Here is a 14278-nt window from a genome sequence, read left to right on the forward strand (position 1 = left end):
CGGATATTAACCGATTAAACTAATACACCCATTTTTCCGTGGCTGTAGACTTATCAATCATGTTTTTGTACAGCTCGGATTTTTGTAAAAGATCCGAGTGTTTGCCTTCAGCTTCTATTTTGCCTTTGTTCATGACGATGATTTTGTCGGCGTTCTCGATTGACTTTAAGCGGTGCGAAATGATGATGACTGTTTTATCCTTGATAAGTTTATTTAAGCTTTCTTGAATCTTCATTTCGTTTTCGACATCGAGAGAAGCACTGATTTCGTCCAATATAATGATGGGCGCATTTTTTAAGAAGGCACGGGCTATCGAAAGACGTTGACGTTCTCCGCCTGAAAGACGGCTGCCGTTTTCTCCGACAAAGGTATTCCAGCTTTCGGGCAGAGCTTCGATAAACTCGGTACAGTTTGCAAGGCGGGCGGCTTCCTTTACTTCTTCATCAGTGGCATTTTTATTTCCGACACGGATATTTTCCATAATCGATGTATTGAATAAACCTACATCTTGGAATACAATCGAAATCTTTTCAAAAAGACTGTCCGTGTCGATTTTTGCAATGTCCTTTCCGTCGATAAGAATCTGCCCCTTGTTGTAATCGTATAAACGCGATGCCAAACGGAGTACGGTTGTCTTTCCGCAGCCTGAAGGACCGACAAGGGCTGTAACCTGATTTTGCTCGGCTGTAAAAGAAATGCCGTCGATAATTTTTTGCCCGTCATTATAAGAAAACTCAACATCTTTAAATTCGATGCCGTATTTTTGTAAGTTTGCAGGAGAGCCTTCCTGTACCTCGGTTTCTCGCAACTCATTGATACGCTTAACGCGTGAATCGATGTACATAATCTCTGCAAGGTTTGCTTCGACAGCTGCAACCGCATCGATAATGCGCGAGGCGGCAATGACATAGCCGATAAAATACAGAAGTGGGGCGGTTCCGGCTAAGTACATTTTTAAACCGAAAAAGACCGTTATCCCGACTGAAAACTTGAGTGCCGCCATTGCGATATTGAGCGGAATCGCTTGATGGGCTTCAACAGAGAGGTGAAGTTTTTCAGCCTCATCGACATTGCGGTTTAATTTTTCTGCAACCGTATCTGTGCGGCCGTAGCTTTTAATTTCCTGTTGAAGCTCAATCGCTTCCTGAAAAAATTCTGAACGCTGTCTTTGTTTGTGGAAGTCTCTTGTGGTTTCCCGCACTTGTATTTTCTTTGATAAAATAAGCAGGATAAAACTCACTACTATCGGTGCAAAGACACAAAGTCCCAAGGCCGGATGAGCTATAATCATCATTGTGCCGATAATTACAAGATAAATTACCAGTCCTATTGTTTGCGGAATGGCGTGGCTCAACGCATGCTCAAGAGTTGCGACATCCGCCATAACGGCTTGCGACAAATCTGAAATATCGTGCTTGGAAAAATATGCAAGCGGTAATGCTTTTAAGCGGTTTGCAATTTCGATACGCAGTTCCTTACATTCTTTAAAAGTTACCGTGTACAGCGTGTTGTAATTTATGTGTAAAAGAATGTACATTACCACTGCAATGGCCGCAATAACTCCGGTATAAAAGTAAGCCGTTTTAAGCGAGCCTTCAAAATAGCCCTGCAAAAAAAACATAATCAAAAACATCGGCAGGATATAGGCGATGTTGGAAAACACCGACCATACCGAAGCCGTAACCAAATCCCGAGCACCTTGCTCGGTAACTGCAAATAATTTTTGTAATTTTCGTTTCATATAGATCTCCATTGTTAGGGGAGGGAAGACACTTTTTCGGATAAAAGTTTTCTTCTCTCCCCTATGACCCCTCCTATCTTCAAAAGAACCGCTTAGGGGCTCTGCCCCTAAGAACCCCGTCTTTTATTGCTAGGATTGGGGGTGTTTTTAGGTTGAAGTACTTAGTGCTATTTAGCCGCAGACTTCAACATCCAATTTACTAATTGCAAGGTACGGATGGATTTTGTACTTTGTACTAATTATCCATTACCAATTACCCATTTCACATTAATTTTTTCTTTTCCATATTGACGGAATACAGCGGTTTACTCGTTTGCAATAGTCTTCAAAGTCTTTGCCGTACAGATTTAAAAGCCATTTTTCTTCCGTAAGTTTTATAAAGATGGTCAGGTAAAGCCAGTATACTGGCGGCAGAATAAGCAGATATAAGTTGCAGGCCAGTAAAAGCGCACCTGAACAAGTAAACAAAAATGCGGAATAAATGGGATTGCGGACATGGGCATATATTCCATCAGTAACTAGTGTGTTCGTTTTTATTTTACTGTCAATTCGCGACATAAATACTGCCGAACACCAAAGGTATATACCTGCTGCAATTAACATAATGCCTGCAATACGGAATACCAATTCAAATCCGCTTACTGTAGGCGGAATAATTTTGAGCTTAGTCAGAATAATACTTGCAACCGTAACGGCTATAGTAGGTCCGACATAGATAGGCCCTACACCGATAAGCGGCAAATGATTTTTTTGTTCACTCATAACTTCTCCCTTAATCCAATTAGTAATAGTTAATGTTTAATTGATAATGTAATTACCCATCACCAATTCCTTATTTCCAGTTAAGCGTTCATAATTCCTTTACTGCCTCTCCTTTTGAAAATAGGCGGAGCAGATGCTAGGAGCGTATAAAAAACACCCGCAGGCGTACTTGCTGTACGTCGAGGACTGTTTTTTATTAAGCGACAACGCAGATGCCCGCATATTTTCAAAAGCGCCATTCATTTGCTTGCGAATACAGCTTTTGCAGCTTGCTGTATTTTCCGCCTTTTGCCATAAGCTCTTTATCGCTGCCTCGTTCTATTATGTTTCCGTCTTCGACAACCAAAACCTCATCGACATTTTTAATCGAGCTTAATCTATGAGCAATCATGATTACCGTTTTGTTTTTCATCAGGTTGGAAAAGGCTTGCTGAATTTCGTATTCGTTTTCGGGGTCGGCAGCGGCTGAAGCTTCGTCCAAGATGATGATGTCGGCATTTTTCAAAATAGCACGGGCAATCGCGACACGCTGAATTTCTCCGCCCGATAAATGCACACCTTTAGAGCCGATAAGCGTTTTTTCGCGTTCGGGAAATTTTGCCAAGATGTCTTCACATCTGGCAAGGCGGAGTGCGTTCATGACATCTTCGTCGCTTGCATCCTTATTTCCCATTTTGACATTTTCAAAAATACTGGTTTTAAAAAGTTTAGATGTTTGGAAAACAAAAGCTATGTTTTTCATCAGGGCGTTTTTGGAGTACGAGGCAATATTTTTTCCGCCGATTAAAATTTCGCCTTCATTTATTCTATAAAAACCTGAAATAAGTTTTGCTATTGTACTCTTTCCTCCGCCCGATGAGCCGACAAGGGCATAGGTTTTATTCGGCTCAAGTTTAAAGCTAACGTTTTTCAAAATCTTTTCTTCATTATAGCCGAACGAAACATTTTTAAATTCAATGCCGAAGTTGTCGAATTTTTCTTCAGTTCCGTGGGTTATGTTATCCTTGCTCATTTCGGTAAAAAGATTTTCCAGTTTGTCTACAACGCTCTTTGCCTGAAAGTTGTACATGCCGACATACATAACACGCATAAAGGAAGCAAAGAGAACTCCTGCAAAGCATACATAAAACACAATTTTTGCAATGATGAGATTTCCGTCCGCACCCTTATTCATATAATAAATTGCTGCAGGGATTGTAAAGGCGGCAAACAAATTGAACAGCACTTGAAACATAACATAGGGGCTTCGGCAGCTGAGCGTGTACTTGTATGCCAAATCGGAATAGTCGGTAATTGCCGTATAAAATGCCTTGAATGATTCCACCGTGCTTTTAAATATTTTTACTACCTGCATACCGCGCACATATTCCACCGCTTCGCTGTTCATCCTTTCCAAGGCAGCCATGTATTTTTGCATAAAGTTCTTATTGCCCATCATAAACATCATCTGCACCCCGCCGATTACCGCGATAATGCTGAGCAAGATACCGAGTTTTATGTCTACCATAAAAACAATGACGAACATTAAAATCGGAGTAAGAAGAGCGGCGATGTTATCGGGAATAAGATGTGCTACAATCATGTGCGTTTCCTGTGCATTGTCGTCGATGATTTTGCGAATCTTTCCCGAATTATTTACATCGAAAAAAGCAAAGGATGCATTCATCAAATGTTTGATTGCTTCTTTTCGTAAATTCGATTCAAGACGGAAACCCAAGACATGCGATGCCCAAAGTGAAGCAAAATACACAACCGAGTAACCGAGCATAAGAGCAACAATCACCGTTGCATAAAACGAGCCGTCCATAACGCTTTTTGTAACCAAAAAGGCGTATAAAAACTTCCATAAATACCAAAATGCTCCCATTTGGCAAGCAACGCCTAAAGCGGAGCAAATAATGGAAATATACACACAGTGTTTTTTTTCAGGTGTATATTTCAATAGTCTTTTATATGTGTCCATTCAGACCTCCTATACCGATTAATTATGTATTTTTGAGCCCAGTCGTTTTTCCAATCGCCAGTGCGGCACTTTGCCGTCGTCCGCCCAATATTCATCCATCGAAATAATTTTATCGTTCTTTAATTTTATAAACGATACGATCGCTTCTTCAAGCCCGCTTGTTTTCAAAAAACTCCAGCCAATGCCCGTCGGGGTCTTCGAATGTCAGCAACTTGCCGTAAGGCTCTTCTCTGATGTCCCCGATCAATTTGACGCCGAGAGAAACCGACTGTTTCCGCATCTTTTCGATATCATCTACCTCGAACATAATTCGTGTTTTCGCAGGCCGCACTTTGCCTTTTTCGGCAGGGCGTTGCAAAAGGGCGAAGGCTGTTTCTCCCATATCGAATTCCGCCCAAGCACCGTCTTTTTCAATAAACTTGAGTTCGAAACCTATATTTTGGTAAAAGCGGAGCGACTTTTTCAAATCGCTCACATAAATCCAGCAGGCATATATTTTTTTTACTTTCACTTACAGATGTCCTCCGCAACGATATTCCGTCAGTTGTTTTTACTCTCCAGCTTTTTTATCGCTCTGTTTTCGACCAATGTTTTCATTTGGGCAATAGCCGTTTTATTGAGTTGGATAAGCCGCTCGCTTTGCGGTAGTCCCTGTTTAATAAGCAAGGCGTTAATGCTTTCCAAATTGCTGAGCACCACCAACTGTTCAAGTCCTGCATAGTCGCGTATGTTGCCGCTCAATTTAGGATTACGTTCGCGCCATTCTTTGGCAGTAAGGCCGAATAATGCCGTATTAAGTAAGTCAGCCTCATCGGCATAGATAAGTGCCGCCTGCTTCTTACTTACCTCTTTCGGGATAAGACTTTCTTTTATCGCATCGGTATGGATGTGATAATTGATTTTGGCAAGGGTACGCTGCAAGTTCCATTCAAGTTTGAGGCGGCTGTTTTCGTCTTCTTTGAGCCGTTGGAATTCTTTGATGACATAGAGCTTGAACTCTATCGAAATCCACGAAGCGAACTCCAAGGCGATGTCTCGATGAGCGAAGGTGCCGCCGTTGCGTCCCGATTTAGAGACTATGCCGATAGCATTGGTCGTTTCTATCCATCGTTTTGGGGTGAGAACAAAACTGTTCAACCCTGCCTGCTTTCTAAACCCGTCGAATTCGACGGGTTTAAAATCGGGATTATTTATTATCTCCCAAAAACCCAGCAATTCCACCGTATTACGGTTCCGCAGCCAATTTTTAATAATATCATCGGTATGTTCAGTATCCTTATACCGAGCAATATCCGTCAGCGAAATGTAATCGTTTTTATTGCTTTCATAAAGTGCAATATCAACGCCTTGTACGTTTATCTTCCTGTTTTTTGCCATTTCATTCTCCCTTTTGCGCGTCCTGTATTCTATTTCAGCTTGCTTTCCATTATTTTGACCCATTCGGCATCCGTTTTTATCAGCCGGTTCTTTTTTAAGTTTTCTTTCATAATCCACTTGATATGCTTACTCTTTTTTTGCAGCAATTTTTCAAAAGCTTTTTTTCCTCCTGCAGGCGCATGAACAATCGCCACGCTCCAGCCGTAGCCGAGTGCTTTTCTAAGCGAATCTTCTTCATCGGTGAGCTTGTTGTCGTGGGCAAGCGTTGCCGTTATTTCATCTAAAAGATTGATTACATGAAAGGCGACTGCTTTATCTTTTAACAACTTCGGTTCGCACAGCCCTGCGACTACAGCTCTTTTTTCATAACCATTTCCCTTTTCCAAATTGGCTCGCGGACAGGGAAGATGCGAGTTTTGTTTCAGCTGTTCGACCGTGTTTGCTTCTTGATATGTCGCATTCATAATCTCTTAAGTCCTTTTACTTGTTCCATCCAATATTGTTTCCAGCCGGCACAATGGTATACATTAAAGTCGAGCACATATTTCACCGCTTCCGATTTTTTCAAATTATGATAAAAGATCTCTTTTAAATTTTCAAAATGGGACGTTACCATGACATGAATAAAAAACCGTATACGGCGAGACATTTTAACGCCGTCGAGTTTCAGCCATTGTAAGGTTTCTTTTTCAGTTATATCGATTGCCTTATCGAAAATATGCTCGTAGGAACTTCCCTTCGAACAGCAGACAATCAGTTTCATTGCATCCCAATTATCGTAAAAAAAATCTATCATTCGCAAGAACCGGCGTTGCGATAGTTCCGTAATTGCGGAAAGGTCGCTCGTTTTCATACCGAAATTTTCAGCGTCAAATACATCACGATGTGCCATTATGTTTAAGAATTCATCGAACACGCCGCTTACAAGAGCTTCGAATATGCAGTCCTTATTATCAAAAAGGTTATACAGCGCCCCTGTCGTAACCCCCGCCTTTTCTGCAATGGCACGCACGTTAGTATCTGCAAAGCCGTTGGTAAAAAACTCCTGTTTTGCAGCGCGTAAAATCTTTGCCCGTGTGTTTAGCTCATCCTTATCGGCTAATATTTTTCCCTTATCCTTGTCCATATTTTTAATAACCATTCTACTAATTAAGAACAATGTTACTAAAAAGAATTAAAAATGTCAAGCAGGGGTTACTATTATCATCGCAGTGCAGGAACCATAAATGGGATAAGCCTTGCCGGTTCAATGAAGTGAGCCGATTCTCCCGGTAGTATAGTTCCTGCAAATCAGTTAAACCGCGGGCATCAAGCGAGACAAGCTCATTGCTCCAGCAGTTCAGCTTAGTAATTATTCTCCCGCAGCCAGTTTCCAGCTTATACCCGATTGGAAGTTGTTCCACATGCTGTTGTACATGCCGGTCTTTGCTAAAAGCTCTGCATGAGTTCCGGTCTCTTCAATTTTGCCTTCATTGATAACGCAGATTTGATCTGCATTGACAATTGAAGAAAGACGATGAGCAATCATTATTACCGTTTTGTCTTTAAGTAATTGACTTAATGTTTTTTTGATTTTATGCTCGTTTTCTGCATCGGCAAAGCTGGTGGCCTCATCGAGAACAATAATCGGAGCATCATGCAAAAGGGAGCGGGCAATCGCAAGCCTCTGTGCTTCTCCTCCGGAAAGGTATATTCCCTTAGTACCGTATACCGTGTCTATTCCGTCAGGCAGCTTTTCGATAATATCCATGCACTCTGCTTTTTGCAGTACTGCAAGGACTTCTTCGCGTGTTGCATCTTTTTTACCGTAGCGGATATTTTCAAAAATGCTTTCATTAAAAAGTTTATTTTCCTGAAACACAAAGCTGATAAGGTGCATGAGGTCATCTGTTTTGATATCTTTGATATTTACGCCGCCGATGGTAATTTCTCCGGAATCGGTTTCCCAAAAGCGTCCGAGTAAATTGACGAGGGTGGTTTTTCCGCCGCCCGAAGGTCCGACAAGGGCGGTCAACGAATGTTCGGGAAGTTTAAGCGATATGCCGCTGATAGCCTTTTTAAAAGACTGTTCGGCAGTTTGTGTCTCTTGTGTTCCTTCTTCTTTATAAGAAAATACAACATCCTTAAACTCAATATCGAATTTTTTCGGCATAATCGAATGTTCCGGTTCGGGGGCAGGCTTTTCATTTAAGATAGCTTCGATGCGGTTGAGGGCATCTCCTCCCTGAAGATTCAAAGTTGAACCGTACACGATTTTTATCATCATATTAAATAAAACAGGCGAAAGAGAAAGATAAAAAATAAAGCCGTACAAAAACTTTGCATAAGGTTCGCCATCTCCTGCCGTTCCGGCAAAGATAAATGCGGCGGGAACCAAAAAGATAAAGCCCGCTTTTAATAGAGCAAGAAAAACTGCAAAGCCGTTTTCCCAAGCAACGGTATACTTTAAAACATTATCGCGGTAGTTTATAATCGAACTGTAAAAATCCTTAAAGCGGTGTACCGATTGATTAAAAGTTTTAATAACCGAAATACCGCGGATATATTCCGTACCGGCACTGTTCATTTTTTCAAGTGAGTTTTCATAACTTTCCATAAATCCCATTTTTTTGCCCTTTGCCATCATCACACCTTGAAGAACAAAGGCGATAACAAGTGTCAAAAATGAAATAAGGCCGAACCGCCAATCAAAAAAGAAAAGTAAAAACAAAACGGCAATCGGACTAACTATATTTTGTACGACATCGGGCAGCATGTGTGCAATAAGCCCTTCAAGCGAATGGACATTTTTTTCAAATACCTTTCGCACAGAACCGCTTGCATGTGATGTGTGCCAGCCGACCGGAAGGCGGGCAAATGTTTCCGCCAAGCGCATATTCATATTCCCCATTAAATTGAATGCGGTAATATGCGAACATATAAGAGCACCGAAGTACAAAAGGAAACCTGCTGCAGCGGAAATAAGAGCCGCCGCTCCGTAAAAAATCATCCGGTTTATATCGATCGGCACACCCGACATATAAGCTGAAATAATATCGCGCATAACATAAAATACAACTGCATACGGAATAAGCAGTGCAACCGTACTCAAGCTCGATAAAAAAAGCGACACATAGATAAAGGGTTTATGCTTTCCCGCATAAGATAGAATGCGGCTTACAACCCCCGCCTGTTTTTCCTTTTTGGCCTTCTTTTTTTCTTCATTTTTTTTCATTATGTACATCCTCTAAAATAATTTTTAATTCTTAATTACTTAAACCAACCCTGTTTTTTCAAAGTGTTTCTTTAAGAACTTTTTACCCAAAAGCCCGCCGAGTAATCCGCCTGCAAAAGAGGTCGCGTAGAGAATCGGCATAATCCAGATAGGCAATCCCGTTAATTCAGCGGCATAGGCGGTTCCCATCATTTTTTCGGTGAGAGCAAAATATTGCTCTTTTAAAATAAAAATTTGCCAAAAGCCTCCGCACAATGCTAACGACATAACAGCATAGCTTACTATGTTTCCCTTTGCGGTATTATAACCGAGCACCTTACGTACAATTTCCGCAATGGCGGCAACTATAAGCGAATGGATTGCAACGACCGGAGTGTGTCCCATTAGCGTCATCAAACAGCCAGGAATAGCGACGAAAATAAAAAGTGCAAAAGGCTTTTGCACCTTGGCAAGTAAAAACAGTACTGAGATTCCCAACATTACACTGACGGCAAAAGGAACCGCTAAAAAAGTCAGCACCAAAAAACCAAGGGGAGTTCCAATTACAGTCAACCCAACAAAATAAATAACGGAAAAAATGGCGATATTTATCAAATCCTTTAAAACCAATTTGTTGTTCATAACAACCTCCTTAAAAATCAAGCACTCCAGCTTTCGCTTTCTTTTTGCAGCTTATACATCATTGGATACGATGACTTTCCTTTCATCAACTCTTCATGTGTACCTATTTCTTCTATCGCTCCGTCTTTGAGAACAACGATTTTATCGGCATTCTCGATTGTTCTTAAACGGTGAGCAATGACTATAACTGTCTTGTTTTTAACGAGCTTGCTCAATGCTTCTTGAATTAAGGTTTCGTTTTCGGGGTCGAGGGCTGCCGTAGCTTCATCGAGGAGAATTATAGGTGCATCTTTTAAAAGAGCACGGGCTATAGAAAGCCTCTGTCTTTCTCCGCCTGAAAGGGTGTAACCGTTTTCGCCGATTACCGTGTCATAACCTTGCGACAGTTTTTCGATAAAGTCGGTGCACCTTGCAGCCTTTGCGGCGGCAAGAACCTGCTCCCTTGCAGCATCTTTATTCCCGACAAGGATATTGTTGTAGACTGTGTCATTAAAAAGCACTACATCTTGAAAGACGATTGAAAAAGCGGTCAAAAGGGTTTCAGGGTCTACGGTAGAAACATCCGTGCCGCCCACACTCACCGTGCCGGAAGCAGCATCCCAAAAGCGGGCTGCAAGACGGGTAATTGTTGACTTGCCGCAGCCTGAATGTCCGACGAGGGCAGTGATTTCCCCCTGCTTGGCAGTAAAGCTGATATTGCTTACCGTATCGCGGCTTGCATTATCATTGTATGAAAACGAAACATTGTCATATTGAATATCGTAGCCCTTGGGGTTAAAAGTTTCGCTTCCTTTCTGCTTGGGGTAGTTTATGATTTCCATTTGGCGTTCGACTGCCGTGCGTGCGTGGAAAAACTCGCCGAGCAGCATAAAAACGGCGGTAAGGGGTTCAAAAATTCTTCCGGCAATCAGTAAAAAGACAAGGTAGGTAAAAAGCGGGAGACTTCCCTGTGCATATAAAACCGCTCCGACTGCAATAACCAACGGAAATCCGAAGCGGATAATTATGATGGAACCTATCATAGTCGAGCCGACAAATAATTCGGCTTTAACCGCTTCCTTTGTGCTGTGTGCAATATCGTCTTTTACCTTTTGTACATAGCTTTCTTTTTTGTCGGAGGATTTAAGCACCTTGATATTGTCGAGCATTTGCTGAATGGAATTATAAACGCCGAGCAGTACTGTGTTAATTCTAACTGCATAACGGCGGGCTTGTTTGCGTGATGAGTATACAAGCAAAAATCCGAAAACGGAACAACTGAAAAGAGCAATCGTCATTCGCCAATCAAAAAGAGCAAGCATTGCCGCCGATACAATAATTGAAATTGCCGCCCCGAACAATTCGGATGCCGTGTGGCTTAGTGCATGTTCCATTGTAGCAACATCGTTTAAAAGCGTTGCCGTCAAATCCGATAAATCCTTTTTTCCGAAATACGAGAGGGGCAGCTTCCTGATACTTTCTGCAAGGGAAATACGCACATTAGCCGACTCATCATAACAGCTTGCATAGGTTTTGCGGTACTTAAGTTTTTCAATTAAAAAAAGCACAATGATGATCAGCACACAAATCCCTAGATAAATCCACGGATTAAAAGCTGCAAGAGAACCGCCTTGAATGGGCTTTAAAAGTTCCTGCAGTGCATAAAATGAAAGTCCCAACGGAACAATCAAAAACAAATTCCCGAAGGTAGTAACAGCTACTGCCTTGTTTAGATCCCGCGCTCCCTTGTCTGACAGCGCAAAATAATTCTTTAACATAATTCCTCCTGTAACTAATTCATAATTTTTAATTCATAATTAGGAATTGAATTACCTCCTCATTCATAATTAACTATGAGACTTGGTTTTTGTTATAGCAACTAAGATTTTTATAACTTCTTGGCAATTTTCATATATGCAAGAAAAATCTTTTTCACTGATGTATCCGCTTTCATGCAAAAGTTCCAGCCAATATTCCGTTTCGCTCGCTTCTTTAAGAGAAATATACAGTTTTGCGTAAAAATCGGCTTTACTTTGCCCGCGTATCGCTTCTTTTACATTTGCGCCTATACTCGTCCCGCTTTTTAAAAGTTGTTTTGACATAATAAACTCATGTTTTTCATCGCACAGTTTTTTATATAGCCGAATAATCTTCAACGCAAAATCTTTAGACTTATCAACAATAACATTATCAGTTTTCACCACACCTCCTATAACTAATTCATAATTTTTAATTCATAATTAGGAATTGAGTTATCTCCTAATTAAGCATTCCTAATTATGAATTACCCTCCAATTCCTAATTAACTACTCCATCTTTCAAATAATTAAAAACCTCTTCGGCTTTTTCTTTTGTAAATTCCGAATGAGAAATCACAGCTCCTTTTTCCATTAAAATTATTTCGTCGGTAACCAGACTTAAAAATTCAAAGTCATGACTGATAATTAAAATAAGAGTTTGATTCGAGCGTATCGAATTAATCAGCTTGGCTGTTTCTTTCATGTGAAAGTAATCCATTCCCGATGTCGGCTCATCCATGATGATAATACGTGCACCTGAACTGATGGCAGCTCCTATCGAAACTCGTTGTTTTTGTCCTCCCGATAAACTTAATGGATGCTTATCTTTTAGTTCCGTTAAATTCATTGCCTTTAAAATAGCTTCAACATCGGGAGCTCTTTCTTCCTTATTTTCAGCTTTAGTGTTTTGTTCCGGTTTAATCTTTTTATTTTTACCGAGAGCTATTTCATCTTCAACGCTTTCGGTAAAAAGCTGATAGCCTACATCCTGCAATACCATGTACGAAAGCTCAAGCCGTTGTTTGGCATTAATCTTTTTTCCATTTAATAAAACGGAATCTTTTTTTGCTTTGAGTAAGCCGGTAAGACATTGAGCAAAGGTGCTTTTGCCTTGACCGTTTTTGCCGGTAAGAGCGATAACCTTGCCGAATTCCATTTTTAAATTTTGCACACGGAGAAAATCGTCTTTTTCTTTTTTAAAACGATAGAATAAATTTTCTACAGTCAGGTATGCCGATTTTGTTTCTTCCGAATTTTTATCTTCTTTATTTTTACGGATTGTTTCCGAGCTTTGCACCTGTATATAATCCGAATCTTCCAAACGGTTAAAAACACTTTTATTCATTGTTATGGGACGAAGTAAAAGTTCTTTTCTATTTTGTTCCGTAAGAGCAAGAAATTCTTGTTGAGAAAATTCTTTTTCAAGCTTGCCTTCTTTTATTAAAAAAGCCCGATCTATAAGTTCATTTAAAAAATACAGACGGTGTTCACTTATGATTAAAGTTTTACCCGACTCTTTTAAAAGACTAATAACTTCAGCTATTTTTTCTATATAACATAAATCCAAATTGGAAGTCGGCTCATCCATAACAATAATATCCGTATCGGCAGCAAGAGCTGAGGCTATAGCAATCATCTGTTTTTCTCCGCCTGAGAGATTAAAAATATTCCGGTCAAGCAGATGTTTAATATTTAAAAATTCCGAAATAAAGTTGAGCCTTTGATGCATCTTTTCAAAAGGCGTTCCCATATTTTCAAGAAAGAAAAGAATTTCCGAAGTGGTATCCAAATTAAAAAATTGGGATTTGGGGTTTTGGAAAACCGTAGAAACTTTTTTTGAAATATCGTAAATAGGTTTTTCTTTTATCGATTCTCCTAAAATTTTAATTGAACCTAAAAGTTTTCCTTCATAATAATTCGGAATCAGGCCGTTTATTGTACGCAGCACGCTTGTTTTTCCGCAGCCTGAAATTCCTGTAAGTAAAATACATTCTCCTTTTTTTACCGAAATGGAAATATCGTTTAGTGCGGATAAGTTTTTCCTGTCTGTCTTATCCGTATTTTCATAAGCTTGATAATTAAAACATAGGTTTTGAAGATTGACTGCCGTTTCCATTATGCTTGTATCCTCGTTATTCCTGCAGCGATAAAGACTGCTATTATGTAAAGAAAAATAAAAGCATCGGCCGCCGTAAAGCGGGAGGTTTTATAGCGTACTTTTTTTGCCGGAGCGTCTACGCCCTTGGTGTGTCCCGCAGCAGCAAGTTCATCTCCGATTCTTGAAGCGGATGAAAGGAGGGGAACCATCATATATTCAAGTGTCAAAATAGGTCTACTGATTACATTTACCGCATTAAGACCGATACCCCTCATCTTCATTGCATTTTTAATATGCCCGTACTCTTCTTTAAGTGTCGGAAAAAATCTGAACATAACTGCAATGGTGATCACAACCGAAAACGGCAGTTTTAATTTTTCAAGAGCGTTCATCAAAAGACCGACAGGTGTTGAAGAAATTAAATAGTTTCCGGCAACAATGGGCATCATAAATCTGCGTACCATAAAACCTACAGGCATTACAATACTTGTAACGCCGGGAATATCTTGAGGCAGATAGGTAAGTCCTGCAAGAAATAAAAAGACCGCCATCAATTTTATTGCCGATTTAATTTGTCTGTTCATCACAAATAAAAAGGCTAAAAGAGCGGCACTTAAAATTTCTACATATATGGGAACAAGAATTGTGATAGATGCTCCCATTGCCAGAACTAAAAATATTTTTGTCCGCGGATCAAGGACCAATATTGCTCGTTTTTCCATTC

General features: G+C 40.3%; 14 protein-coding genes. All 14 read right to left on the minus strand.

Going from position 1 to position 14278, the window contains the following annotated elements; genetic code table 11:
- Nucleotides 1-19: 19 nt before the first annotated feature.
- A complete protein-coding gene (locus tag HO345_RS01080; RefSeq protein WP_253683440.1) occupies nucleotides 20-1741 on the minus strand; it encodes an ABC transporter ATP-binding protein in 1722 nt (573 codons plus the stop codon).
- A 267-nt stretch (nucleotides 1742-2008) separates the two neighbouring features.
- Nucleotides 2009-2503, minus strand: coding sequence for a methyltransferase family protein (locus HO345_RS01085; RefSeq protein WP_253683441.1), 495 nt, complete (start codon nucleotides 2501-2503; stop codon nucleotides 2009-2011).
- A gap of 226 nt (nucleotides 2504-2729) precedes the next feature.
- On the minus strand, nucleotides 2730-4466 hold the full coding sequence (locus tag HO345_RS01090; protein ID WP_253683442.1) for an ABC transporter ATP-binding protein: 1737 nt from the start codon (nucleotides 4464-4466) through the stop codon (nucleotides 2730-2732).
- An 18-nt stretch (nucleotides 4467-4484) separates the two neighbouring features.
- Nucleotides 4485-4634 (minus strand): hypothetical protein, encoded by a 150-nt coding sequence (locus HO345_RS01095; protein WP_253683443.1) that lies wholly within the window; start codon nucleotides 4632-4634, stop codon nucleotides 4485-4487.
- A complete protein-coding gene (locus HO345_RS01100) occupies nucleotides 4615-4977 on the minus strand; it encodes a VOC family protein (protein WP_253683444.1) in 363 nt (120 codons plus the stop codon). The genes HO345_RS01095 and HO345_RS01100 overlap by 20 nt, the downstream gene beginning before the upstream one ends.
- A 29-nt stretch (nucleotides 4978-5006) precedes the next feature.
- A complete protein-coding gene (locus tag HO345_RS01105; RefSeq protein ID WP_253683445.1) occupies nucleotides 5007-5843 on the minus strand; it encodes a KilA-N domain-containing protein in 837 nt (278 codons plus the stop codon).
- 29 nt (nucleotides 5844-5872) lie between these two features.
- Nucleotides 5873-6307 (minus strand): hypothetical protein, encoded by a 435-nt coding sequence (locus HO345_RS01110; protein ID WP_253683446.1) that lies wholly within the window; start codon nucleotides 6305-6307, stop codon nucleotides 5873-5875.
- Nucleotides 6304-6984: a TetR/AcrR family transcriptional regulator gene (locus HO345_RS01115; RefSeq protein WP_253683447.1), complete on the minus strand. Its 681-nt coding sequence runs from the start codon at nucleotides 6982-6984 to the stop codon at nucleotides 6304-6306. The genes HO345_RS01110 and HO345_RS01115 overlap by 4 nt, the downstream gene beginning before the upstream one ends.
- A 210-nt stretch (nucleotides 6985-7194) precedes the next feature.
- Nucleotides 7195-9057, minus strand: a complete 1863-nt coding sequence (locus HO345_RS01120) for an ABC transporter ATP-binding protein (protein ID WP_253683448.1) — start codon at nucleotides 9055-9057, stop codon at nucleotides 7195-7197.
- 39 nt (nucleotides 9058-9096) lie between these two features.
- Complete coding sequence (locus tag HO345_RS01125) at nucleotides 9097-9678, minus strand: MptD family putative ECF transporter S component (RefSeq protein ID WP_253683449.1); 582 nt, start codon at nucleotides 9676-9678, stop codon at nucleotides 9097-9099.
- A gap of 17 nt (nucleotides 9679-9695) precedes the next feature.
- Nucleotides 9696-11435 carry an ABC transporter ATP-binding protein gene (locus tag HO345_RS01130; protein ID WP_253683450.1) on the minus strand — a complete coding sequence of 580 codons (1740 nt, stop codon included), beginning with the start codon at nucleotides 11433-11435 and terminating at the stop codon, nucleotides 9696-9698.
- 69 nt (nucleotides 11436-11504) lie between these two features.
- Nucleotides 11505-11858 (minus strand): four helix bundle protein, encoded by a 354-nt coding sequence (locus tag HO345_RS01135; RefSeq protein WP_253683451.1) that lies wholly within the window; start codon nucleotides 11856-11858, stop codon nucleotides 11505-11507.
- A 97-nt stretch (nucleotides 11859-11955) separates the two neighbouring features.
- The gene (locus tag HO345_RS01140; RefSeq protein ID WP_253683452.1) at nucleotides 11956-13572 is read right to left on the minus strand and encodes an ABC transporter ATP-binding protein; all 1617 of its coding nucleotides are present in this window, start codon (nucleotides 13570-13572) and stop codon (nucleotides 11956-11958) included.
- Complete coding sequence (locus HO345_RS01145; RefSeq protein ID WP_253683453.1) at nucleotides 13572-14276, minus strand: energy-coupling factor transporter transmembrane component T; 705 nt, start codon at nucleotides 14274-14276, stop codon at nucleotides 13572-13574. Before HO345_RS01145 ends, HO345_RS01140 begins: the two co-directional genes overlap by 1 nt.
- Between the last annotated feature and the right edge of the window lie 2 nt (nucleotides 14277-14278).

Origin of the sequence: Treponema denticola, assembly GCF_024181645.1 — a bacterium.
Lineage (GTDB): Bacteria > Spirochaetota > Spirochaetia > Treponematales > Treponemataceae > Treponema_B > Treponema_B denticola_A.